A 22,981-nucleotide genomic window follows, 5' to 3' on the forward strand; every position below is an offset into this window, starting at 1 on the left:
GGTGTATTGTTGCGGAGCCTGAAGTGAAACTAGAGGAGGAAGAAACATCATGACAGCAGTAAAGAAAATCGCAGTGCTAACGAGCGGTGGCGATTCACAGGGGATGAACGCGGCTGTTCGTGCGGTTGTTCGCAGCGGACTATTTCACGGATTGGAAGTGTTCGGTATTCAGCGCGGATACCAAGGGCTTTTGAACAATGATATTTTCCCGATGGATCTGCGCAGTGTTGGGGATATTATTCAGCGCGGGGGAACCGTTCTGCAATCTGCACGTTGTAAAGAGTTCTATACCGCGGAAGGCCAGCAAAAAGGAGCAGATATTTTGCGCGCACGCGGTATTGATGGTCTTATTGTTATTGGCGGAGACGGTTCATATCATGGTGCAAACAAATTGAGCAAGCTTGGCATTAACACGATGGGTTTGCCAGGTACGATTGATAATGACATATCATTTACGGATTACACGATCGGATTTGATACATCCGTAAGTGTTGTGGTTGATGCGGTGAACAAATTGCGTGACACGATGTCTTCGCATGAACGTTCTTCCATCGTTGAGGTTATGGGCCGTCACTGCGGAGATATTGCGCTCCATGCCGGACTTGCTTCGGGAGCAGAAACCATTCTGGTGCCGGAAGTACCCTTTGACATGGACGAAGTGGCTGAACGTATGAAAGCAAACTTTGCACACGGCAAACGCCACAGTATTATCATCGTAGCTGAAGGTGTAGGTAAAGGCGAAGACGTGGCCAAAGAACTGATGGAACGCTGCCCGACATATGAGCCGCGTGTTACCGTTCTTGGACACATCCAGCGCGGTGGTACACCAACGCCATTTGACCGTAACCTCGCTAGCCGTCTTGGTGACTTCGCTGTTCGTAGTCTGATTGCGGGCGAGACGGATAAAGGCTGTGGACTTGTCAAAGGTGAGCTGGTTCTTACGGACATCGATAAAGTCGTAAATACGAAAAAAGCATTTGATATGGAAACGTATGAGCTTGCACAACGCTTGTCTCAATAATTCCTTTCAACAAAAAAAGAGCACACTCCGTATGATTCGGAGCTGTGCTCTTCTTTTTGTATTCGGTGTATTCTCTTTCTTCTGTGTGAAGAAAGAAGAAAAGCATGCGAGGAGAACGCAGTTTGCTTACGCGCGAAGGGAAGCTTTCTTCTGAACCCGGAACAGTCTCCACAACAGCGCAGTTGCCCCCACTGCGAGTCCTGCAATAAGACCAATCCAGTATCCAAATGCCCCAAGTGAAGTGTAAGTTGCCGTAAAATAACCAACGGGCAGACCGATAATCCAATAAGCGACAAAGGTAATGATTAACGCCGGATTGACATCTTTGTACCCCCGTAGTGCTCCTTGTGTCGGCGTAGCAATGGCATCGGAAATTTGGAAGAAAATTGCGTAGATTAGAAAATGCTGCGTTAGTGTAATTACTTCCTGTTCGTTGGAATAAATTCTCGCAATGGGCTCTCCGAAAACCAGCAAAATAATCGCTGTAATCAAGGAAAGGCCAATAGCTCCCCCGATTCCTAGCAGACTATACTGTCTGGCGTCTTTCAGCCGGCCTGCACCATTTTCAAAGCCAACCAGAATGGTGAGTGCCATACAGATGCTCACAGGTAACATATAGAGTGTAGAAGCGAAGTTCAGTGCTGCCTGATGGGCGGCTATCGTGACCGTATCGAATCGGCTCATCAGCAAGGTGACCGCAGCGAAGATAGACGTTTCAAAAAAGGTTGCAAATCCAATCGGGACCCCAATGACCAGAAGTTCCTTCCATTTGCTAAACGAGATCCGTGACCATTGACGGAAAATAGAATACTTGGCGAATGGCTCGATACGATGGGCGAAAAACAGGCTAATCAAAAAAATAAGCCAATATGTACATGCTGTGGCCACACCTGCACCAACACCGCCTAATTGAGGGAAACCCCACCGCCCAAAAATGAGCAGATAGTTGAGCAAAATATTAACGGGGAGCGAGACGAGTGTGATGAGCATGGTAACACGTGTCTGTCCAAGTGCATCCATAAAACTGCGAAGTACTGTATATCCGAATAGGGGCATAATGCCAAAAGCTAGCGCACACAGAAAATAAAACGCTACATTTGCAACATGCGGCTCGAGGGGCATCGCGTTTAAAATGGGACTCAACAATAAAGCGCCTGCTCCTAGCACAATAAGACCTACAGCAATGCCCAGGTAGAGCGCCTGAATGACGCTCCGTCCAATCTGATCATGTTGCCTGGAGCCGAGCAGGTGAGAGACAACAGGGGTTATTCCCATTAAAATCCCGCTAAGTCCGGTCTGCACGGGCATCCATAGGCTTGTACCTATAGCGACTCCTGCGAGATCAGCTGGAGAAAATTTGCCGGACATATTCGTATCAAAGAACGACATGGCCGAAAGCGCAATTTGAGTGGTGAAGATGGGCAAAAATATAATCAGGAACTGTTTGATCTTTTGTGGAAAGCTCGATGTGTTCATATTCACTTAAGGTGCCTCACGATCTATATAGTTATCATGCTGATGTCATATCAGACAGCTATTAATTGTAGAGGATTTTTACGAATTTGGATAGTGCAACAGGAGAAAGGGGCTTGAAGCAGGAACAGAGTGCCTTAACAAATATTCAGGATGTTAAAATATAAAAAACCTCGCTCCCGCGATAAACGGGACGAGGCTCGAGATTATGGAGTTCATAATCAAATCTGCGGTTAAACGAGTAAAATTTTATAAGTGCTAATTAAGTTATTTGTACTGTACGCCAGGAGTATAGCGATTGGATGCATTCCATAGCAAATATTCATCCACATTCATTTCTTTCATCGCTTTAATCTGATCTTCGACCTGTTTCTTACCGTATTTGATATAATGTCCGCTACCCAGCCAACTTGCGGTGAAGTCTTGAATCCATGGCCGAATGATTGGTTTGAGTTCTTTGGTAGGGTCGAGCTTCTTATGTGTATCCTTCATAGAACCTTTAATCGTTGTGTAGGGGTCTTTGTCAGGGTCTTTCACACCATACCAGCCGGTGGAATAATGACTTGGATAGACCATAGGTGAGATGACATCCACGTTTTCTGATATTTTCACAAAATCCTGACCAATACCTTCAGCTGCCGGCACAGAGGCTGCATATCCAAAAATATCTACCGAAACTCGGACACCAAGAGGTGCAAGCTCTTTACGTGCGTATTGCACAAATTCGGCGACAACGTCAACACGTGATTGATCGGTCTGTGTGTACTTTAGTGTATCTGCGCGTGTTTCAAATCCCTCGGGAAAGCGAACGTAGTCAAACTGAATTTCTTTGAAACCGAGCTTCGCCGCTTCTTTGGCAATTTCAATATTATAATCCCATACCTCTTTGCTGTAAGGATTCACGAAACTGTCTCCTTTACCGTTGGCCCATACAGAGCCGTCCTTATTACGAAAGGATAGTTCGGGGTTCTTCTTCGCTAGAATGGTGTCCTTGAATACAACAACTCGTGCGATAGGATACACCTTGTGTTTCTCTAATCGTTTCATCAAGGCATTGATATCTCGAATAAAAGATTTTGCTTCGCCCATAGTTTTCACGGCCTTGTTTTTGGACGGGTATGTGATATACCCGAGATCATCCTTGATATCAATAACCATAGCATTTAGTTCTGTCTGATCGGTTAGTTCGAGCAGTTGTGCCATTCTTGCGCCACCAGCACTGTACGCTGTGACATATATGCCTTTAACAACAGGAGCATCAGGTTGCGGATCGACCTTGGCAGGGGGATTGTCAGCATCAATGACGACTTGTTCTTTTTGTGATTGAATAATGGCTGTGTTAAAACTGTTGCTTAACGAGGGTAATTGACTATTATTGCTATGACCCAGATCCGGAGCTACCGACGTTCCTCCGAAACCTCCCAAGGCCATTGCGAACAAAGCCCACAGTATGTTCATACTTTTTCACTCCCTTTATGTACATTCCATACTTGATTATACAACAAAGCCTCCGTGCTTTTAACCATATTAATCCTTTTATGAAACATGTGGAAAAAATGAAAACCGCTCCCTGACTGAGGAATACCTCGTCAAGAAGCGGCGTAATCGATCTGAAAAATATTATTGAATATACACATCATTCTGATGCTCACAAATACTGTACTGAATGATTTCCATTGCATCTCCCTGTTCCAGGATGCCCAGCCCATCCCGGAGAACAATCAAAGAGTCGAGTTCATTCGGTTTTAAGAAAGGGAGCATTTCCGGGCACCATTTGTTGACAATTTCAAACAGTTTTACCGTTTCCGTATCCACAATAATCACCCTTTCCTACTCGAATTCCAAAATGGTAAGTCATTCGGCGCGAATCGGGAAAGCATATGGCTTTGTGAAAAGTAAAGGTTAGAACCTGCTTACAACATATTTAAGAGCGGTGCACCATTATTATACCACAAACTTGCGAATTGTTAACGGGCAGATAACTAACTGCGGCGGAATGAGCCCATCACGCCTACGGTTTCCACGATGTTAACAAATGCTTTTGGATCGGTCTCTTTGATAATGCGTTTGATCTCAACCAGTTCGTAACGGGTAGTCACAGTCATTAACATATCCTTTTCAATGTCAGTGTATGCCCCTTGGGTTTTAATTTTTGTGACGCCGCGTGGACGAGTCAGAAGTTTTTTCAGCATCGCTTCGGTTTCATTGGTGATGATGTAGAGCGTAACCTTGACGTGACTGATATGGATGAGATCCAGCACTTTACCTGTAACATAGATTGAAACCATGGAGGCCAGAGCGGTATTCCAGTTATTATTCAGATAACCAGCTAGTAAAATGATCGCTCCATTCATACCCGCCATGACGGTGCCGATCGGGAAATCACGATTTCTGGTGAAAATGGAACCGACAATATCCAAGCCTCCAGTAGAGCCGCCCACTCTAAAGGAAACACCGGTACCTATTCCAACCAGCACGCCGCCAAACACACAGCTTAGAATTGGATCGGTCGCTACAGCAGAAACAGGCAGCAGTCCAATAAACCAGGAAGTGGCTGCTACCGACACAATGCTCAATATAATGAAACGTCGTCCAAGAATAAACCAACCTGCAATGAGCAGAGGGATGTTAAGAACAAAATACATTATACTAAGATTCAAATTGGTAAAATAACCTAAAAGCATGGAAATACCGGATACTCCACCGCTCAGAAGCTGGTGGGGCACCAAAAACCAGTTAAAGCCGCAAGCAATAGCTGCAGCACCCAAAATGATCACCAAAGAGTGCCAAATTATTTTGGGCAATTTAATCACCTCATTTTTATTTAAAACCAGATTGCTGGTAATCTTGAATAGTTTTATGATATAATGATTTGTGGATATTCTTGAGTAGGAAACTTTTCCCAAATCGAAAGCTAAAATTTGAAATGTTTCAAACACATGATTGTAGTTTTAGTCTTATCTTGGGGACCCATTCATGGAATTATGTTCGTTCATGAAAATAATTCGTCCCGTTGGGATACCCTATAAATATTAACGCTACTTAAGAATACAGACAACAAAGTGGATTGTCCACCATGTCCACCATATAAAAGGAGTATGAATAATTTTGACAAATTTAAATTTCACAGATTTCAATCTTGAACCACTGGTGCTGCAAGCCATCACTGAGCTCGGGTTTGAAGAAGCAACACCGATTCAATCCAAATCGATTCCTTTTGCACTTGAAGGTAGAGATTTGATCGGTCAAGCTCAAACAGGTACAGGTAAAACCGCTGCATTCGGTATTCCGTTGATCAGCAAAATCTCCAAAACGGATGATAAAATCCGCGCCCTCATTATGGCACCTACACGTGAACTTGCGATCCAAGTCGCTGAAGAGATCGAAAAACTTACTCGCTTCAAAGGTCTACGCTCCCTGCCAATCTACGGCGGACAAGATATCGTACGCCAGATTCGTGCATTGAAAAGAAAACCACAGATTATCATCGGTACACCAGGACGTCTCCTTGACCACATCAACCGCAAAACAATCAAACTTGATGATGTACAAACTGTTGTATTGGACGAAGCAGATGAAATGCTCGACATGGGTTTCATGGAGGATATTCAATCGATCCTGAAACAAGTTCCAGACGACCGTCAAACGATGCTGTTCTCTGCAACAATGCCTCCTAACATTCAAAAATTGGCTCAACAATTCTTGACTAATCCAGAACACGTTTCTGTTATTCCTAAACAAGTCAGCGCTCCGTTGATTGATCAGGCTTATATTGAAGTACCTGAGCGCCAAAAATTCGAAGCTCTTAGCCGTTTGCTGGATATGGAATCCCCAGAACTGGCAATCGTGTTCGGACGTACCAAGCGTCGTGTTGACGAATTGGCTGAAGCTTTGCAAAAACGTGGATATTCCGCTGATGGTTTGCATGGTGACCTGTCTCAAAACCAACGTGATACGGTAATGCGTAAGTTCCGTGATGGCAGCATTGATGTACTCGTTGCAACAGACGTGGCGGCGCGTGGTCTCGACGTATCTGGCGTAACACACGTTGTGAACTTTGACCTTCCGCAAGATCCGGAAAGTTATGTTCACCGTATTGGCCGTACAGGTCGTGCGGGTAAAGAAGGTGCGGCATGGTCTTTCGTAACTCCGCGTGAGATTGATCACTTGCACTTCATCGAGCGTGTAACACGTCACCGTATTCCGCGTAAACCGTTGCCTACGATGGCAGAAGCGGTTGAAGGAAAACAACGCGTAACGGCTGAACGTCTCCTGGAGATTGTACAATCCGGTGAGTTGAACGAATACAAAGGTATTGCCATTCAAATGCTGGAGCAATATGATTCTGTACAATTGTTGTCCGCAGCTTTGAAACTCCTGACAGGCGACAAAAAAGATGCTCAGGTTGATCTGACTCCTGAAGATCCAATCCGTGCTAAACGTCGTAGACCAGATGTTCGTTCTGGCGGACGCAAACCATCAGGTTACAGCGGTAACCGTAGCAGTGGTGGCGGTGGTGGTTACAACCGTGATCGCAACAGCAGTGGTGGTGGACGTGGCGGTTACAACCGTGACCGCAACAGCAGTGGTGGAAGTGGAAGCAGAGAAGGCGGCTACAACCGTGATCGCAAACCGCGTCCAAGCAATAACGAAGGACGTCGTCCGGCTAGAGATAACTCTTTCGAATAAGTGTAACATTTAATGAGGATGGGGCAGGAAGCTGCTCCATCTTTTTTTACTTTGTAAAAGTTCATAAACTTTCCATTTATTAGAACGATCAGTCTTGCCTAAAGTGATCTACTTTCGGGAAGTGCTGGCTTTTCCTATATATAATAAGGTATATTAATATTAGAATTCAGGTTAGACGCAAGGTGCGGAGGAGGAGAAATGTTTGGAATTTAAAGGAGCTATGGGCGGGCTTTACCGGCTGACAGAATGGATCACAAGACTGGCCGCAAGCAATCTCTTGTGGGCGATCTGTTCTTCACCTTTTTTGTTTTTCATGATTATGAAGCTGCTCGTCATGCAACAGAATCTCGCGAACGAATCATTACAAATGAACTGGGCTATAGCCATTGTGGCACCGCTTACACTGTTTCCGGCGACCTCGGCTTTGTTCACGGTTGTTCGTAAATGGAATATGGGAGATACGGATGTGCCGATCTTCCGTACATTCTTTACAGGTTACAAGGAAAACTACAAACAAAGTTTAATTGGTGGCATTTTTTACACACTGCTGTTCGCAATCATGTATCTGGACTATACGGTTTATATGACCCAGTTCCGTAATATGCAACTGGTTGGCATAATTATGCTCGTGTTGTTGCTGCTATTGTTTGTATCACTGTTTAACTTCTTTTCTATGGTTGTACATTACCATATGTCGATCGGCCTTATTATTAAAAATGCAGTCCTGTTAACGCTGATTCGACCTTTCCGTGTGTTCTCCACATTACTGGGAAGCGGGTTGTTGTTCTATTTCGGATTGCGTTATCCGGTGCTGTTTATCTTTTTCATCATGAGCATCGTGGCTTGGTTTGCGTTCTTTAACTTCTATGCAACCTACAACAAAATGCAGGAGCAGATGCAAAAGATTCAATTGCAAAAAGAGGAAGAAGAGGCAGCTGCTTTGGCTGAAAAATCAGGAGAACAGGATGAAGCACAGAGTTCTGAACCTGCTGAAAATAAAGAGTTTACACAGCAAAAATAAAACATGTCTGTATGGCATTTACTTTTTACACAGTTAGGGATATAATAGGTGTACATCCTGCGATGTACGTTTCGGTTATTCGTTGTTTTGAACCAATGATGATGTCTTCGGGAGATTAATACAAAGTGTTGCTGAAAAGCCCTGTCTATACGACATGGGGACTTCAAATGCATTTTTGCAGTCACCCACCTGCCAAGCAGGTTCATAAGACAATGTAGCCGGACGGCATAGGCGGGTTTCTAATTTCACCATGTACAGCACCCTGACTTTTCCTTTTTACGAGGAAGCCAGGGTGTTTTTATGTTGATTTTTGGGTGGATCTGATGAATGATTTAATTCGGATTATTGTTGATCCTAGTATTTTTGTTAAATATGATGCTTACCCTTTTGTTACTACTTGAACAATGTTACACTAGAATACATAATGGAACGGTTACACTCAAAGGAGGAAGGGTCTTGACCTTAAAGAGAACGCTCGTCGGTATCATCCGAAGTATGGAGGGAACCAGCGATCGAGCCAAGGATCCCAAATTAAAAACACGCTATTACAATTTATCCAAAGAAAAAGCCTGGGAAGAAGTATCTTCGACACTAAAAAAAATTCCGGGTTATAAAGTACTGCATGAGGTGCACTCTGTAGGCGAGATTATACTGGAAAAACGCACGACGTTTGGGCGTACAATGGATATTACGGTTTCCATTATTTCGGTGAGTCCTGTACGAAGTGCAGTGGATATGTACTCTGCTTCCCGCGGTTCATTGGGAGATCTCGGTTCCAACTATCGTACGATTATGCACTTGTTCTCCGTACTTGATAAAAAGCTCAGCAAGTATAAGGCGAATGAGTGAAATAAATGATGAAATAATAAAAAGCGAGAGAAGGATACCTTCCTCGCTTTTATTCTGCAATTACGAAAGTTGTTTTACAGCAAAGCTTTTACTGCAGCAATGGCTTGCTCGAAGTTAGGGGAGTCTGTCATTTCAGGCAAGTACTCCACATATGTAATTTTGTCTTCGGCATCCAAGACAAAAATAGAGCGCATATCCAGTTGGAATTCTTTGATCAGAACGCCATAGTTTTGGCCGAAAGAGCGTGTTTTGTAGTCGGAAAGGGTAACCACGCGGTCAACACCGGCCGCACCGCACCAACGCTCCTGTGCGAATGGAAGGTCTACGCTGACGGTCAGAACAACAACGTTCTCGCCGAGTTCAGCTGCCTCAACATTGAAGCGGCGAGTCTGAGCATCACATACGCCAGTATCCAGAGAAGGAACAACGCTGATTAATTTAATCTTGCCTGCGAAGTCTTTCAGAGATGCATCTTCAATCAAGTTTTTGCTCACGGTGAAGTCAGGTGCTTGATCGCCCACTTTCAATTCAGGTCCGATCAATGTGATAGGGTTGCCTTTAAATGTGGCTGCGCCTTTACGTTCTTGTGTCATAAATAATGTTCCTCCTTATAAATTGGTGATCCGTGCCAAAATCCATTATAATCTTTTATGAAAGACATTGTCCAATCTGGGCGTGTATCATTGTGATGGATTCAAGAGAAGGTCTGATTTTAACAGGGTGGAGTGAAAGTGAAAATCTATGATATTTATCCGTTATGAAAATTGGAAAGATTACTTGAAGTATTTCCCTTTGACGTCGATTCTTTTAATTGCGAATGTTGTTATGTTTATCGTGTTAACGTTTAATGGTGGTTCCACCAACAATATGGTATTGCTCAAGTTTGGGGCGCTGACGAATTATGAATTGTTTGCCCAGGATTGGTGGCGTTATGTGACTTCCATGTTTTTGCATGCAGGGTTCGGTCACCTCTTGTTTAACAGTTTTGCGTTAATTGTATTTGCTCCGCCGATGGAACGCTTGCTTGGATCGTTGAGATACGGTGTCTTGTATCTTGGGGGAGGAGTAGTAGGTAATATTCTTGCTGTTGCCTGGTATAATTCGATCGACAAAATTACGATTTCGGTAGGCGCGTCTGGTGCAATCTATGCTGTCTACGGGGCATTTCTCTACGTGGCATTGTTCCAGCGTAATATTATGGATGAAACCTCGCGCAAAACGATGTATACACTGTTGCTGTTCGGGATTATTTTCTCTTTTGCAGTGTCTAATATCAATTGGATGGCGCATTTAGGTGGTTTGCTCGGTGGATTCTTTATTTATGGTTTGATTATTCGTTTATGGAAACCACGGATTTTTAGGAAATAGGTAGAACGTTCTCAAGATGGAATATGCGGTGAACGATATAGTAGGGTATAACAGATTGGAGCGATCAGGCAAGTGGAATTAAGACAGTTGCATTATTTTCTGAAAGTTGCTCAAAAGGAACATGTTACACAGGCGGCGGAAGAATTGCACGTGGCACAGTCTGCGGTCAGCAGACAGATTCATCAGCTTGAAGAGGAGCTTGGTGTAGATCTTTTTATGCAAAAAGGACGTAATTTGCAGTTAACTGCGGTAGGACAGCTTTTTTGCAAACGGGTTGAAGGTATTTTGAAGGATCTCGACAAAGCTGTAGGTGAAGTACATGAATTTCTTGACCCGGAGCACGGGGAAATTCGGATCGGCTTTCCGCACAGTCTAGGAATTCATCTCATACCTTCTGTAGTGGCGGCTTTTCGTCAGAAGTATCCGAACGTAAAATTCAGATTCAAGCAAGGGATGTACCCGACATTGATTCGGGATGTATTGTCGGCAGAAGTGGATCTTGCATTTATTTCACCATTTCCAGAAAAACATGATCAGGTGGCTGGTGATATTGTACTTACTGAGGAATTGCATGCGATCTTGCCGCCGAATCATCCGCTTGCGGGAGAAGAGACCATTGCACTCGAACAGCTGAAGGATGAGAAGTTTGTGTTGTTCAGCAAAGGTTACTCCCTGCGGCCTATTGTATGGCATGCCTGCCTTGAAGCTGGATTCACACCGAAAATCGCTTTTGAGGGTGAAGAGACGGATACGATTCGTGGTTTGGTAGCGGCGGGCATGGGTGTCAGTCTGTTGCCGGAAATGGCGTTATTCCAGACGAATCCCTTGCAACCTGCGCATGTGGCGATCTCTCAGCCGAAAGTAACCCGAACGATTGGGTTGATTCACCGTGCAGATGATAAGTTGCCACTCGTTGCTCAGTCTTTCCGCTCATTTTTGCTTCATTATTTTGGTTTACAACAAAACAATACCCCATCCGAATAACGGTGGGGTATTGTTTTTATTTATCTAACTTGTTCATTGAGTATCTGCAGCAATTAGTCCCGGCTATTAAAGATTCCGATGTAACGAATCAGTTCAAGTAAAGAGATCAATGCAGCGGCAACGTAAGTTAAAGCTGCGGCATTCAATACTTTGGCTACGCCTTTTTCTTCTTCATTACGGATATATCCTTCAGATACCATTATTTCACGTGCTCGATTGCTGGCATTGAATTCGACCGGTAATGTAATCAACTGAAACGCAACAGTGACAGAGAAGAAGATAATACCGATTCCAACCAGGTTCATCGCATTAAAGAGGAAACCTGCAATCAACAGGAATGGTGCGAGTCCAGAAGCAAAGTTCACAATCGGAAAAATCCGGTGACGCAATGCGAGCATAGGGTAACTTTCCTTGTGTTGAATGGCATGACCGACTTCGTGACATGCAACGGATAATGCCGAGATGGACTTTTCGTAGTACACAGGTTCTGACAAACGTACAACCCGATTGATCGGATCATAGTGGTCAGAGAGTGAGCCGCGAACCGGTTCAATCGGCACATCGTGCAGGCCGTTAGCATCGAGCATATGACGGGCTGCATCGTAACCGGTCATTCCGTTCTGGTTTGGTACTTCGGACCAACGTCTAAAGGTGCCCTTAACGCGAAATTGCGCCCATAACGAGAGCAAAAAGGCGATGATAATCAATACGAACATACCGTTATTAAAACTCATATCCATTCCTCCGCTTTCATAATAAGCTACATCATGGTGTTTTCAAGCAAGATTTTTAATGCCTCCATTGTACCCGCGCTTTTGGTGAGTAGTCCTGCCATCATCTTACGTGCTTGTACAGGTTTCATCTCTCCAAGCAATGGTTTGAGTTCATTGACCTCTCGCTCAAGTTGCTGAACATGAAGTTCAAGTGTTGTCAGTTTGCTGGCTACTTGTTCTTCAGTACTGACCAGACGCCACTTCTCAAGAGATTGTTTAATCTCTTCGAGACTATACTTCTCTTGTTTCATCTGTACAATACGTTCAAGTCTGGTTAAGGTTTCATGACTATAAAGACGATAATTTTTTTGGGTTCGTTCTTCAGGAGCGATTAACCCGAGCTTTGTGTAATAGTCAATTGTCCGTTCGCTTACACCAGCCGTTTTGGCGAGTTCGCCAATTCGAAAAAGTTTCATATCCCCAATGATATTCACCTCGCTTGCAAGTTCAAATGTAGGGAAATGTAGTTTCCACAAGCGCCTCAATGTACACGCTCAATTTTTCTTTCTAATAAGTATGATACATGATCATGAACCGTACAGTCAAACGTTATGCTTTGAAGATAGCTTGCTTTATTCCTATATCTATGTACTCAAAGTGTATGAATATGTACTTAAGTGCAAGAAAAAGACGTAAGACTTTATTCCCATAAAATATTTTTGGAAATGATAAAAATACTCTTGTCAACTTTCCTTACTTCTGCTTATAATGACATTAAGAGTTTCATGATATGTAAAGAAACATAACACAAGAGGGAGTGGGGCAAATGAGAAAGAAATGGTTGGTTTCAATGTTAGCAATGCTTACTTTACTGGCTTTTCCGGTAAGTGCATTCGCTGCTGCGGAGGGTCCAAGTACTATTGAGCTTCAAAGCGGTCTGAACTCGGCATTTACGTTTCTGGCAGTAGTGCTAGTGTTCTTTATGCAGGGGGGGTTTGCACTCCTTGAAGCGGGTTCGACACGAATGAAAAATGCAGGACACATTGCGGGTAAGACGATCCTGACATTGGGTATTTCAGTTATTGCATTCTGGGGGCTTGGCTTTGGCCTAGGCTTCGGTAACGGTAACGGATTCTTCGGAACAACCGGTTTCTTCATGAGTGGAGACAACATGGCAGCTTCCTTTGAATCACTCGCTTTCTCCGATGTTCCACTAACGATTAAATTTGTATTCCACCTTGCATTTGCTGCTGTCTCCCTGGCTATTGCCTGCGGTGGTATGGCAGAACGTGCAAAGATGAGCGTATATATCGTGTTTGGTACACTGTATACCATTATTATGTATCCTGTTGTTGCTCACTGGGTATGGGGCGGTGGCTGGCTCGCAGAGCTGGGTATGCAAGACTTCGCGGGTTCAACAGTAGTTCACTTAACGGGTGCGACAGCAGCGTTGGTAGCTACCATCTTGCTGAAACCTCGTATCGGTAAATATAACAAAGACGGCAAACCTAACATCATTCCAGGTCACAACCAAGTGTATTCCGTACTCGGGGTCATCATCCTCTGGATCGGTTGGTTCGGTTTCAACCCAGGTAGTACGTTGTCAGCGATGGGTGAAGGATTCTTCGGTTACGTGGCGCTCACTACAAACGTGGCTGCTGCTGCGGGTGGTGTTGCCGCACTGTTGATCTCCTGGGCAGTTCTCGGAAAATCAGATATTCCTAGCATGTTGAACGGGGTGCTTGCTGCACTCGTAGCGATTACTGGTGCTTGTGCGTTCGTAGAACCTTGGGCTGCACTAGTCATTGGTGCAATCGCTGGTATCATTACATTCTTCACTGCTCAATATTTCGATCGCAAAGGTATTGATGATCCGATCTATGCGTTCTCTGTACACGGTATCGCTGGTATGTGGGGTGCCATCTCCACCGGTTTGTTCGCAACACCTGAGCTTGCTGAGAAAGTAGGCGTAGGTCAAGCGGGTCTATTCTATGGCGGTGGATTCCACCAACTGGGTGTTCAATTGTTAGGTCTTGCTGGCGCATTTGCCTTCGTACTCGTGATGTCCTTCATTATTCTCGGCGGTATGAAAGCTGTAATGGGTATTCGTGTCACGGAAGAAGAAGAGACAATGGGGCTTGATCTTAGTGAACACGGGACATATGGATATCCTGAGCAAATGAAACATGCAGAATCCAAATCAGGTGGTACATTCAGCTCCTGAGGTAAATCAAGATTGAAATTGCTTCAAGGAGGCTGGATATGATGGAACCTATCTCAATAACAAACCTTTCCTGGTCTTATCGAGGGATCGATGGTGCAACTTCTGCACATGAACTGCGCCAGGCACGTGTTATTTTGCAGAGAGAACTCCAGAAATCAATGTCCGCTTCCTTGTCGCTGGTCGAATGGTACGAGATGGTAAATGAACTGCATGACCGCATTGCACGGAAAGCAGTAGAGTTATGCATTCAGGGGATGGTAGAGGAGGGCTTCGGCCAGCCTCCCGTCCCCTATGCCTTTATCGTATTTGGAAGCTCCGGCAGGGAAGAAGCGACATTATGGAGTGATCAGGATAATGGCATGATTATCAGTGATGCTCCGCATGCAACAAAAGAAGAATATTTCAAGGAACTGGGAAACCGTATTGCGGATTTATTGGAAGAGCTGGGTTATGCCAAATGCGAGGGCAAGGTGATGTGCTCGGAATCTCTTTGGCGGAAAACGCTGGCGGATTGGCAAAAGCAATTATTCGAATGGAGTTCCGACTTAAACTGGGAACCGGTGCGTAACCTGATCATCGCTTCTGATATGCGTTTTATTGCAGGGGAACCTAATTTGGCAGAGGCTTGGCTTACGAGCTTTTATGAACAGTTTCGCCGGGTTCCACAGCTCTCTGATGCGGTATTACGTAATACGGTAAAACATAAGGCGACATTAAATATAATGGGTCGTGTCGTTACAGAGCGATTTGGTGAACATGCGGGCGGCTTTGATGTCAAATATGGCGTTTATATCCCGCTGGTCAACAGTGCTAGATTTTTGGCTTTGCAGCATGGGATTCAGGAATCATCAACATTAAAACGTATGGAGAGGCTGACTTCGCTTGAGGCCATTCCTTTTCAGTTAACGGACACATGCCAGCGTGCATTTACGTCTGCTTTGAAGCTACGTCGAAACACGCCGGTTGTTATACGTGAGGATTTACAGCAGAGCAGTGGTTTTCTGGATGAGAAACAGATGAAGCAGAAGCAAATTCATTATGAACTGAGGGAGACACTGGGATTGGTCAAGCGAGTGCATCGTGCTTTGCAAAGACAGTTGCGTTTTGCAGAAAGGAGACGTCCATGAGAGAGCCGGCAAGGGGCAGTACAGGGTTTTGGAATTCGCTGCGTCAGGGAGGGGTTCCTTCCGCCATCGCTTCCATTATGGGAGCCCCTACGGCGCAACATATGGCATTTATCCGTTCCATGATGAGGGAGCAACGTAGACCTGAAGTGTTGCATACGCCTCTGGGCGAACTGGATGCTGTTGTATTTGATCTGGAAACAACAGGTTTTTCCCCCCAGCATGGAGATGAAATTTTGTCCTTTGGTGCAGTGCGTCTTCGAGGTGGCGTTGTGTTGGAAGAGGAACAGTTCTATACGCTGGTCCAGTCAAAAACAGCAGTGCCGAAGCATATTACCGAACTCACCGGGATTACGCAACAGATGACAGAGAAGGCGCCTACACTGCTTCAAGGATTGCATGATTTCATGTCCTTTGTGGGTGGGAACGTACTGGTAGCTCACGCGAGTGCGCATGACCGGGCTTTTCTCAATGCAGCGTTGTGGCGAACCTCCAAAGTTAGGTTGACTCATCGTTTAATTGATACGATGATGCTCGCCCGCTGGCTTGAACCTTCGAGACCCGGATATGGGCTTGATGAACTGCTTGAATCTAGAGGCATTCCAATCTATGGACGGCACCATGCGCTTGAAGATGCTAAAATGACGGCGCAGTTATGGTCTTGTTATCTTGAGGATATGCAACGCAAAAATATAGAGACCTTGGGTGACCTTTACACCAAATTAAGTCATGCGTAACGTTAATGGTATTAAGCTGTAGGGGTATAGTTGAAACGAAGCCTCACCACGTGGCTGTGCTTCATTCGATATAATTTGATAAGCGTTCAGGAGCATAGATGATCTGGAGTTCTCTGAAGCTGAAACCGAAAGATCGGGTGCACCAATCAGATATGTGTGCATCATTCCCGCGAAGTTCGGGAGGGCTTGCAGGTCCTCTTGCGAAGGAATCGGCAATGAACACGGATGGGTGTGGAAAATGCCAACGATCGTAACATCAGAGAAAAAACATTGAATCCATTCCGATTGATCCAGCGAGAAGTGATGCAGCGGGTCAGGCGCTACGTTACGAATGGGCTGAAACCGACTGATTCGTATGCCGCCCGCTGCGGATTCACCCAGCACAACCCCGCAGGCTTCTTGCGGCAGCGAAAGATGCATGTGCCTGGACATTTCTCGTTCCACCGAGCGAGGAAGGGTTAAGGTATTTTGCTGCCCGTGAAGTGCTGCCATTTGTATTCACCCCTCTCTCTTTTGGCTCCTGCTTCATGCAGGAGTCCTTTTTTATTTTATTTTATTTTATTCGGTGCCGATTGTAAAATTTTAAGGGAAAAGGGTACAATATGAGAAAGGATTGATGTAATTCCATTGGATACACATTGAATGAACAAGAGGGTGGCGAGTAATGAAACGTAACATATACATACTGCTCGGAGCTATCCTACTTATTGGTATAGCTCTTGCTCAGAATACGGATAGTGGTATTGCCGCAGTTTTTAAACAGGAACAGCCTATGCCAACGGAGACGGGGCCGAAGGCAGGGTTACTAGCACCGCCATTTTCGCTGACTGGACTCGATGGCAAGACGTATAGCGTAGGCGGGGCGAAAGAGAAAGCAACCTTTGTAAGTTTCTGGGCGTCATGGTGTGACCCTTGTAAACAAGAAGCACCTGAACTGAACCATCTGGCTGAAAAATACCAAGATAAGCTGGATCTTTACGGTGTAAATGTTACTTCATACGATAAATTGAAGGATGCCAAAGCGTTTGTGGACGAGTACAAGTTAACATTCCCGATCCCGCTTGATGAAAAGGGAACCGTCTATGCTCAGTATAATGGCGTTGCATTTCCAACGAACGTTCTTATTGACTCCCGGGGCGTAATCCAAGAGATTGTTCTTGGTATTTTGCCGGAAAAAGAACTGGAGAAAAAAATTAAAAAGCTGATCGCAAACTAAAAGAAAAGATTTTTTGCTTATCGTTTTGCATTGAAAAAGCTTCCGCCACCATCGTTAATGGTGACAGAAGCTTTGTTTATTTTCCGGGAAATAAGAAGCAGGATCATGTGTAGTGTTTGATTTAGACTTCTAGTGATTGATTAGACCTGGGGTTGGCATCGAAAAGGATTCCGGCTCATCCGAGATATTTTCCTGGAGTAGAGCATACCGGAAACTGTGTACAAGTGCTTCCCAGCTGGCTTCGATGACGTTCTCGGATACGCCGACCGTGTTCCAAGTATTCTCAGTGTTCTTGGATTCGATCAATACACGAACTTTGGCGGCGGTCGCATCCTTTTCATCCAGTACACGAACTTTGTAGTCCGACAGGTGCATATGAGCAAGAGAAGGGAAGTACTGCACAAGAGCTTTCCGAAGTGCATTATCCAGTGCGTTGACCGGGCCGTTTCCTTCTGCTGCGGTATACACACTTGTTCCGGCAACATTCAGTTTGACAAAAGCTTCGGATACCACGGATTTGCCTGCCGTTTTCTCCACAAGCATTTTGAACGATTCAAAGGTGAAAAGTTCTCTCATATCTCCGTTCGCTTCACGAATCAACAATTCCAGTGATGCATCAGCGCCTTCGAATTGATAACCTTGATGCTCCAGGTCTTTGATTTTTTCGATGATTTGACGGGAGTTCGGGCTGCTTGGATCAAATTCCAATCCCATTTCTTGTGCTTTGGACACAATGTTGCTCTGTCCAGCCAGTTCGGAGACAAGCACACGTTGCTTGTTGCCAACAAGTTCAGGCACGATATGCTCATAGGTTCGGGAATCCCGCAAGATGGCAGACACATGGATACCACCTTTATGAGCAAATGCCGCATTACCTACATAAGGTTGGTTGATTGGCATATTCACATTCGCAATCTCGCTGATATAACGAGCAACATTCGTGAGTTGTTTCATGGAATCCTCAGAGACACATTCATAACCCAGTTTGAGCTGCAAGTTCGGGATAATGGAAGCGAGGTTAGCGTTACCGCAGCGCTCTCCATAACCGTTCATTGTGCCTTGAACCTGTCGAGCCCCTGCTTGTACAGCACTAAGCGTGTTTGCAACCGCAAGCTCACAATCATTATGGGTATGGATACCAAGATGTGCTTGCGGCAACATCCGGTGCAGGGTGGATACGATCTCGTGAACTTCGTGAGGCATCGTTCCTCCATTAGTATCACACATGACGAGCCAGTCCGCCCCGGCTTCGTGGGCTTTGGTCATGACAGCTTGTGCATAATCCGGGTTGTTTTTAAATCCATCAAAGAAATGCTCGGCATCAAAGATCACTTCCATGCCATTTTGTTTCAAATACGCGATGGAATCATAGATCATCGACAGATTTTCTTCAAGCGTAGTCTGCAAGGCGGTATGCACATGGAAGTCCCATGATTTTCCGACCAGGGTTGCGGCCTGTGCCCCGGATTCAATCATACGTTTCAGATTGGTGTCTTCGCTGGCGATGCTACCTTTGCGGCGAGTGCTTCCAAATGCAACAACTTTGGCGTTCAGCTTCAATTCCTTGACTCTTTTGAAAAACTCAATGTCTTTGGTATTGCTACCGGGAATTCCGCCTTCAATATAGTGAGCACCCAGGTCATCCAGCTTTTTGGCAATTTTGAGTTTGTCATCTGCTGATAAGCTGACACCCTCTCCTTGTGTGCCGTCGCGTAATGTTGTATCGAAGATGGAAATGGCCTTTGACATGAAGATCCTCCTTAAGGTAAAGCGCTTTTTTATAAGTTTTGATGGTATGGTTGAAAAAAGGTAAGAACGTTAATGGATAAATCCTTCGATGTAGCAACGCTACACTGTGTTAAACTGGTTAGATGGATTTGTCCCAAACTCGTGAATTTGTATAATTAATTATTATAGCATCATTATAGCCAAATGCTACATAGAATTCGCAGGTTGACGTAAACAATTTTGATTTAATTGTGAAAAAGGGTCCGGGGTATCAAAAGGCGACCTATGTTATAATTTTAACAACGAAAGGTAGGGAGTAATAGTGACCATACTATGGGAGAATGTAGTTGTTACAATAGTACTTCTGATTGTGATTGGTCTGGTTGTGAGGGCCGTGTTCAAGAAACAAAAATAGACCTGGATGAAAATAAAGCGAACTCCCGGCCGGGAGGAGAGAAAGGGTGGGGGCGTGAAGTCTTCAGACAACAATCCTCCAATGAATGTAAGCGAGTATTATCCAGCGGCTGGCAGAGTGATTCTGCATGTCGATATGAATGCCTTCTATTGCTCCGTACATGAAGCAGAAGAGCCGGAGTTATATAGAGGAAAAGCGACTGCTGTTGCGGGTAGCAGCGAGTTGCGTAAGGGTGTTATTGTCACTTGTTCTTACACAGCCCGAAGCAGAGGGATTTCAACCGGCATGGTTGTGCAACAGGCGATGAAAAAATGTCCTGATCTGATTGTCATTCGACCGGATTTCCACCTGTATCGTCAATACTCCAGGGCGTTTATGCAGATTGCGTATAGTTATACGCCTTTGCTGGAAGCAACCTCAATTGATGAGTGTTATCTGGATATTACGGGTTCGAAACAATTCGGTACACCTATTGAAATCGCTGAACAGATTCAGCAGAGAATCATGGAGGAACTTGGCCTGCCCTGTTCCATTGGGATTGCGCCGAACAAGCTGCTTGCCAAAATGGCTTCGGATCTGAAAAAACCGAACGGCATATCGATTTTGCGAATGAGGGACGTGCCGCGCATTTTATGGCATAGACCATGTAACGAGATGTTTGGCATTGGGAAAAAGACGGCCGAGAAGCTTAAAAAGCTGGGCATTGATACGATCGGCCAACTGGCTAAGTCGGACGAAAAAATGCTGATAGACCTGTTTGGTGTAAATGGAACTTGGCTCAAAAATTCGGCTAATGGCATTCATCATTCGCCTGTCGTTGCGGAGCGGGAAGCGAATAAATCGATTGGGCATACAACAACACTGCCAGCCGATGTCTCTGAAATGGGGGATATCCACCGCGTGTTTCTCAACATCAGTGATCAGGTAGCCCGAAGATTACGCAAACACGAAATGCTCAGTCAAGGCATACAGATCACGATTCGTACACCTGATATGAAAACGATCACGAGGTCCCGCATGATGGATATACCTACAGAGGACGCGGCAGTCATCTATCGTGAGGCCTGTAAGCTTTTTGCAAAACACTGGGGAAATGGAAAACCTGTACGAATGCTTGGCATCACGTTGCAGACATTGATTCCGCGAGAAGAGTCGGCTGTACAGATGGATTTGTTTGAATATGAACAAAAGCCGAAAAAGGAAAGTTTAATTCGAATTATGGATCAGCTCCGGGATAAATTCGGTGAGAATGCGGTAGTGACTGCAGGGATGCTGGGGGATGACCCTTCCGTATTGCTTCGTAATCACAAAGTAAGGGGAACGTCACTGCAAAAAGATAACTTGCAAAGTTTCGACTAAACAGGGATAATATAAAGTTGTGGTTGTTGCAATTTGATTTGTAATTATTCAAACTTTGGTTTAATATGTTTTTAGATAAAAACACGGTTCGTGGTGAACTCTAGGAGGAGAGATTGTACAATGAGTAAATATACTTGGGTTGAAAAAGACACATGTATTGCATGTGGCGCTTGCGGAGCAACAGCTCCAGATATCTATGATTATGATGATGAAGGTTTGGCAGAAGTGATCTTTGATGGCGATGCTAACAAAGGAATCAAGGCCATCCCTGATGATTTGTTCGATGATATGCAGGATGCATGCGATGGTTGCCCTACAGACTCCATTAAAGTAGCGGACGAGCCTTTTAATAAAGAAGGTTAAGTTTTTTTATTTCATGTACATCAAAGCACATTTTTTGTCGCAGAGACAGGAGGTGTGCTTTTTTATATGTTAAATTCAAATGGTTAGTACCAAGTACTGAAGTCCTATGCATATTTTGACGCTGGATGCCGATATATAACTCTATAAGCTTAAGCCGGAATAATGGAGGATTAGATGCAAAATACGGATCTAAGGTCATATGTCAAGAAACATCCAGATAATAAAATGGCATGGTATTTGTTAGGCAAAGAGTACCTTGGCGAAGGACAGGAAGGAAAGGCCAATTATTGTTTTCAGCAAGCGGGCGAAGTGTATGAAGCTTTCGAGCGGAGTAAAGCTCCTGCTGACATATGGATGGACTATCAGGATAAGTTAGTAGAGATGTCTGAGCTTAAGGAGAAAAAGAAACGCAGACGCAAAATGTGGCTGACTCTGTTAATGGTACTACTTTTGGCGGGTTTACCGCCTGCAGATGCCCCTGGTGCCCAGAAAGGGGCGACGGATGCCCTGTCTGAAGCCTTGGAGTCAGAGGACGACACACCTCCTGCAGAGCTTGCTAAAGAGCAACAAGGAGTGAGTCCAACGTCCACAGAGCAGAGCAATGTATTCACAGCGGCCGGATTTGGCAATGGAAATGATGGAGGGGATGCTCTTGCTGCTGCCTGGTCCGGATCAGGTGCCGGAATGAATACGACGGCTGTTCTCGGAATGCAGACATCAGAGAAATGGTCTGTCTGGAAGCGGGATATGCCAGTCAAATACATTATGCAGACCAATGAAAAAGGCAAGCTCACGGCCCAGAGTTATGATGCAGAACAATGTAACTGTGAACCGCCTAAAGTATCCTCTAAGATCAAACGTATGGCCTCCGCGTGGACAGCTAAACAGGAGACAGCCGCAGCGTTGTCAAGTGCAATCCTTTCATATCATAAACAACACAAAGCCTGGCCAAAGACTGTCACAGCACTGGCCCAGCCGTTTCCTAACAATATTTTGGGAGAAACTTCAGCTGAAATGAGTGAGATGTTTCCACAGCTGTTAGCCACTCATCAAGCCAAGGCTCAAGAGGCAAGTTCTAACGGTAACGGGAAACAACAGGCTACCGCATCATCCAAGAAGACAAAGGCACCGTTTGCTGATACGTTAGGGGGACAGCCATTTTTTGAAGAGCCGCTTGAGATTGTGATCGACAAGAGTAACCACAGGTTGGCACTCATCAGCGGAGATACGATCATTCGGATGTATGAAGTGGGTCTGGGCGGAGAGCGGACGCCTGAGGGTTCTTATGTCATTACGGATAAAGTGGTTAACCCGAATGGCCACTCTAATGGGGAGTTCGGGACTCGAGGCATGCAGCTCTCGAATACGAATTATGCCATCCACGGGACTAATGAGCCTGATAGCATCGGCCTTGATGAGTCCCTTGGATGTGTGAGGATGAGCAAAGCGGATGTGGAAGAGTTGTTCGCTCTTGCTCCACAAGGAACTCCGGTGCGCATTGGTAAAAATCTGCTCCCAGAGCTAACATCTGTGCCAAAAGCCGAACAGCGGTATAAGTACAAACTTGTTCCTCAGCAGAACAATCCAAACAAAACATATCACTGGCTAAATTGACCCTGCAGTTCTCTGATATAATCGTAAAGTTCCCTTTAAGCTCAGAGATTACTATATGTAAGTTCGGTTAGTCGATGCTGATT

Annotated in this window: 22 protein-coding genes and 1 other RNA gene; 14 read left to right on the forward strand and 9 right to left on the reverse strand. The window is 45.0% G+C overall.

Annotation, left to right across the window (positions count from 1 at the left end):
- The first annotated feature begins 49 nt into the window (after window positions 1–49).
- Window positions 50–1,021, forward strand: a complete 972-nt coding sequence (pfkA, locus tag ACT89M_RS10205) for a 6-phosphofructokinase (RefSeq protein WP_123064288.1) — start codon at window positions 50–52, stop codon at window positions 1,019–1,021.
- Window positions 1,022–1,147: 126 nt separating this feature from the next.
- Here pfkA and ACT89M_RS10210 read toward each other — a convergent pair whose 3' ends face one another.
- The 4 genes from ACT89M_RS10210 to ACT89M_RS10225 form a co-directional block, all read right to left on the reverse strand.
- Window positions 1,148–2,497 carry an MATE family efflux transporter gene (locus ACT89M_RS10210; RefSeq protein WP_154887419.1) on the reverse strand — a complete coding sequence of 450 codons (1,350 nt, stop codon included), beginning with the start codon at window positions 2,495–2,497 and terminating at the stop codon, window positions 1,148–1,150.
- Between the two features lie 264 nt (window positions 2,498–2,761).
- Entirely contained in the window at window positions 2,762–3,952 is a 1,191-nt protein-coding gene (locus tag ACT89M_RS10215; protein WP_221786524.1) for a putative glycoside hydrolase, read from the reverse strand.
- Window positions 3,953–4,114: 162 nt separating this feature from the next.
- Window positions 4,115–4,309, reverse strand: a complete 195-nt coding sequence (locus tag ACT89M_RS10220) for a hypothetical protein (protein WP_090924726.1) — start codon at window positions 4,307–4,309, stop codon at window positions 4,115–4,117.
- Window positions 4,310–4,476: 167 nt separating this feature from the next.
- Window positions 4,477–5,298: a YitT family protein gene (locus ACT89M_RS10225; protein WP_090924727.1), complete on the reverse strand. Its 822-nt coding sequence runs from the start codon at window positions 5,296–5,298 to the stop codon at window positions 4,477–4,479.
- A gap of 304 nt (window positions 5,299–5,602) precedes the next feature.
- Here ACT89M_RS10225 and cshA point away from each other — a divergent pair, with 304 nt between their 5' ends.
- The 4 genes from cshA to ACT89M_RS10245 all read left to right on the forward strand — a co-directional run bounded on the left by cshA (window position 5,603) and on the right by ACT89M_RS10245 (window position 9,053).
- Window positions 5,603–7,183 carry a degradosome RNA helicase CshA gene (cshA, locus tag ACT89M_RS10230; RefSeq protein ID WP_154886576.1) on the forward strand — a complete coding sequence of 527 codons (1,581 nt, stop codon included), beginning with the start codon at window positions 5,603–5,605 and terminating at the stop codon, window positions 7,181–7,183.
- Window positions 7,184–7,385: 202 nt separating this feature from the next.
- Window positions 7,386–8,204, forward strand: a complete 819-nt coding sequence (locus tag ACT89M_RS10235) for a YesL family protein (RefSeq protein WP_154886574.1) — start codon at window positions 7,386–7,388, stop codon at window positions 8,202–8,204.
- A gap of 51 nt (window positions 8,205–8,255) precedes the next feature.
- Window positions 8,256–8,446: non-coding RNA, 6S RNA (gene ssrS, locus ACT89M_RS10240), on the forward strand.
- A 214-nt stretch (window positions 8,447–8,660) separates the two neighbouring features.
- Entirely contained in the window at window positions 8,661–9,053 is a 393-nt protein-coding gene (locus tag ACT89M_RS10245; protein ID WP_090924730.1) for a DUF1499 domain-containing protein, read from the forward strand.
- A 74-nt stretch (window positions 9,054–9,127) separates the two neighbouring features.
- Here ACT89M_RS10245 and tpx read toward each other — a convergent pair whose 3' ends face one another.
- Complete coding sequence (tpx, locus tag ACT89M_RS10250; protein WP_253495664.1) at window positions 9,128–9,646, reverse strand: thiol peroxidase; 519 nt, start codon at window positions 9,644–9,646, stop codon at window positions 9,128–9,130.
- Between the two features lie 148 nt (window positions 9,647–9,794).
- On the opposite strand from tpx, the gene ACT89M_RS10255 reads away from it, so the two are divergent.
- Window positions 9,795–10,421, forward strand: coding sequence for a rhomboid family intramembrane serine protease (locus ACT89M_RS10255; protein WP_090924732.1), 627 nt, complete (start codon window positions 9,795–9,797; stop codon window positions 10,419–10,421).
- A gap of 72 nt (window positions 10,422–10,493) precedes the next feature.
- Complete coding sequence (gltC, locus tag ACT89M_RS10260) at window positions 10,494–11,405, forward strand: glutamate biosynthesis transcriptional regulator GltC (RefSeq protein ID WP_090924733.1); 912 nt, start codon at window positions 10,494–10,496, stop codon at window positions 11,403–11,405.
- Between the two features lie 53 nt (window positions 11,406–11,458).
- Here the strand turns inward: gltC and ACT89M_RS10265 are convergent, their stop codons facing one another.
- Together ACT89M_RS10265 and ACT89M_RS10270 are read right to left on the reverse strand one after the other, a co-directional pair.
- The gene (locus ACT89M_RS10265) at window positions 11,459–12,139 is read right to left on the reverse strand and encodes a zinc metallopeptidase (protein WP_090924734.1); all 681 of its coding nucleotides are present in this window, start codon (window positions 12,137–12,139) and stop codon (window positions 11,459–11,461) included.
- 26 nt (window positions 12,140–12,165) lie between these two features.
- Window positions 12,166–12,594 (reverse strand): MerR family transcriptional regulator, encoded by a 429-nt coding sequence (locus ACT89M_RS10270; protein WP_090924759.1) that lies wholly within the window; start codon window positions 12,592–12,594, stop codon window positions 12,166–12,168.
- 350 nt (window positions 12,595–12,944) lie between these two features.
- Between ACT89M_RS10270 and ACT89M_RS10275 the strand changes: the two genes are divergently transcribed.
- Genes ACT89M_RS10275 through ACT89M_RS10285 form a run of 3 tightly spaced genes read left to right on the forward strand, consistent with a single transcriptional unit; the run spans window position 12,945 to window position 16,203 of the window.
- Window positions 12,945–14,342, forward strand: a complete 1,398-nt coding sequence (locus tag ACT89M_RS10275; protein WP_154886570.1) for an ammonium transporter — start codon at window positions 12,945–12,947, stop codon at window positions 14,340–14,342.
- A gap of 41 nt (window positions 14,343–14,383) precedes the next feature.
- Window positions 14,384–15,469, forward strand: coding sequence for a DUF294 nucleotidyltransferase-like domain-containing protein (locus tag ACT89M_RS10280; protein ID WP_373323209.1), 1,086 nt, complete (start codon window positions 14,384–14,386; stop codon window positions 15,467–15,469).
- Complete coding sequence (locus tag ACT89M_RS10285) at window positions 15,466–16,203, forward strand: exonuclease domain-containing protein (RefSeq protein ID WP_308722074.1); 738 nt, start codon at window positions 15,466–15,468, stop codon at window positions 16,201–16,203. The genes ACT89M_RS10280 and ACT89M_RS10285 overlap by 4 nt, the downstream gene beginning before the upstream one ends.
- Here ACT89M_RS10285 and ACT89M_RS10290 read toward each other — a convergent pair.
- A complete protein-coding gene (locus ACT89M_RS10290; protein ID WP_090924738.1) occupies window positions 16,189–16,695 on the reverse strand; it encodes a M67 family metallopeptidase in 507 nt (168 codons plus the stop codon). The two genes, ACT89M_RS10285 and ACT89M_RS10290, sit on opposite strands and share 15 nt — an antisense overlap.
- A gap of 172 nt (window positions 16,696–16,867) precedes the next feature.
- Between ACT89M_RS10290 and ACT89M_RS10295 the strand changes: the two genes are divergently transcribed.
- Window positions 16,868–17,419, forward strand: a complete 552-nt coding sequence (locus ACT89M_RS10295) for a TlpA disulfide reductase family protein (RefSeq protein WP_308722073.1) — start codon at window positions 16,868–16,870, stop codon at window positions 17,417–17,419.
- 129 nt (window positions 17,420–17,548) lie between these two features.
- Here the strand turns inward: ACT89M_RS10295 and cimA are convergent, their stop codons facing one another.
- Window positions 17,549–19,168: a citramalate synthase gene (gene cimA, locus ACT89M_RS10300; RefSeq protein ID WP_308722072.1), complete on the reverse strand. Its 1,620-nt coding sequence runs from the start codon at window positions 19,166–19,168 to the stop codon at window positions 17,549–17,551.
- A gap of 475 nt (window positions 19,169–19,643) precedes the next feature.
- Between cimA and ACT89M_RS10305 the strand changes: the two genes are divergently transcribed.
- The 3 genes from ACT89M_RS10305 (at window position 19,644) to ACT89M_RS10315 (ending at window position 22,898) form a co-directional block, all read left to right on the forward strand.
- The gene (locus ACT89M_RS10305; RefSeq protein ID WP_090924760.1) at window positions 19,644–20,921 is read left to right on the forward strand and encodes a DNA polymerase IV; all 1,278 of its coding nucleotides are present in this window, start codon (window positions 19,644–19,646) and stop codon (window positions 20,919–20,921) included.
- Between the two features lie 120 nt (window positions 20,922–21,041).
- Window positions 21,042–21,284: a ferredoxin gene (locus ACT89M_RS10310; RefSeq protein WP_090924741.1), complete on the forward strand. Its 243-nt coding sequence runs from the start codon at window positions 21,042–21,044 to the stop codon at window positions 21,282–21,284.
- Between the two features lie 174 nt (window positions 21,285–21,458).
- Entirely contained in the window at window positions 21,459–22,898 is a 1,440-nt protein-coding gene (locus ACT89M_RS10315; RefSeq protein ID WP_154886560.1) for a L,D-transpeptidase, read from the forward strand.
- Window positions 22,899–22,981 lie beyond the last annotated feature (83 nt).

This window comes from Paenibacillus sp. NN59, assembly GCF_057597225.1.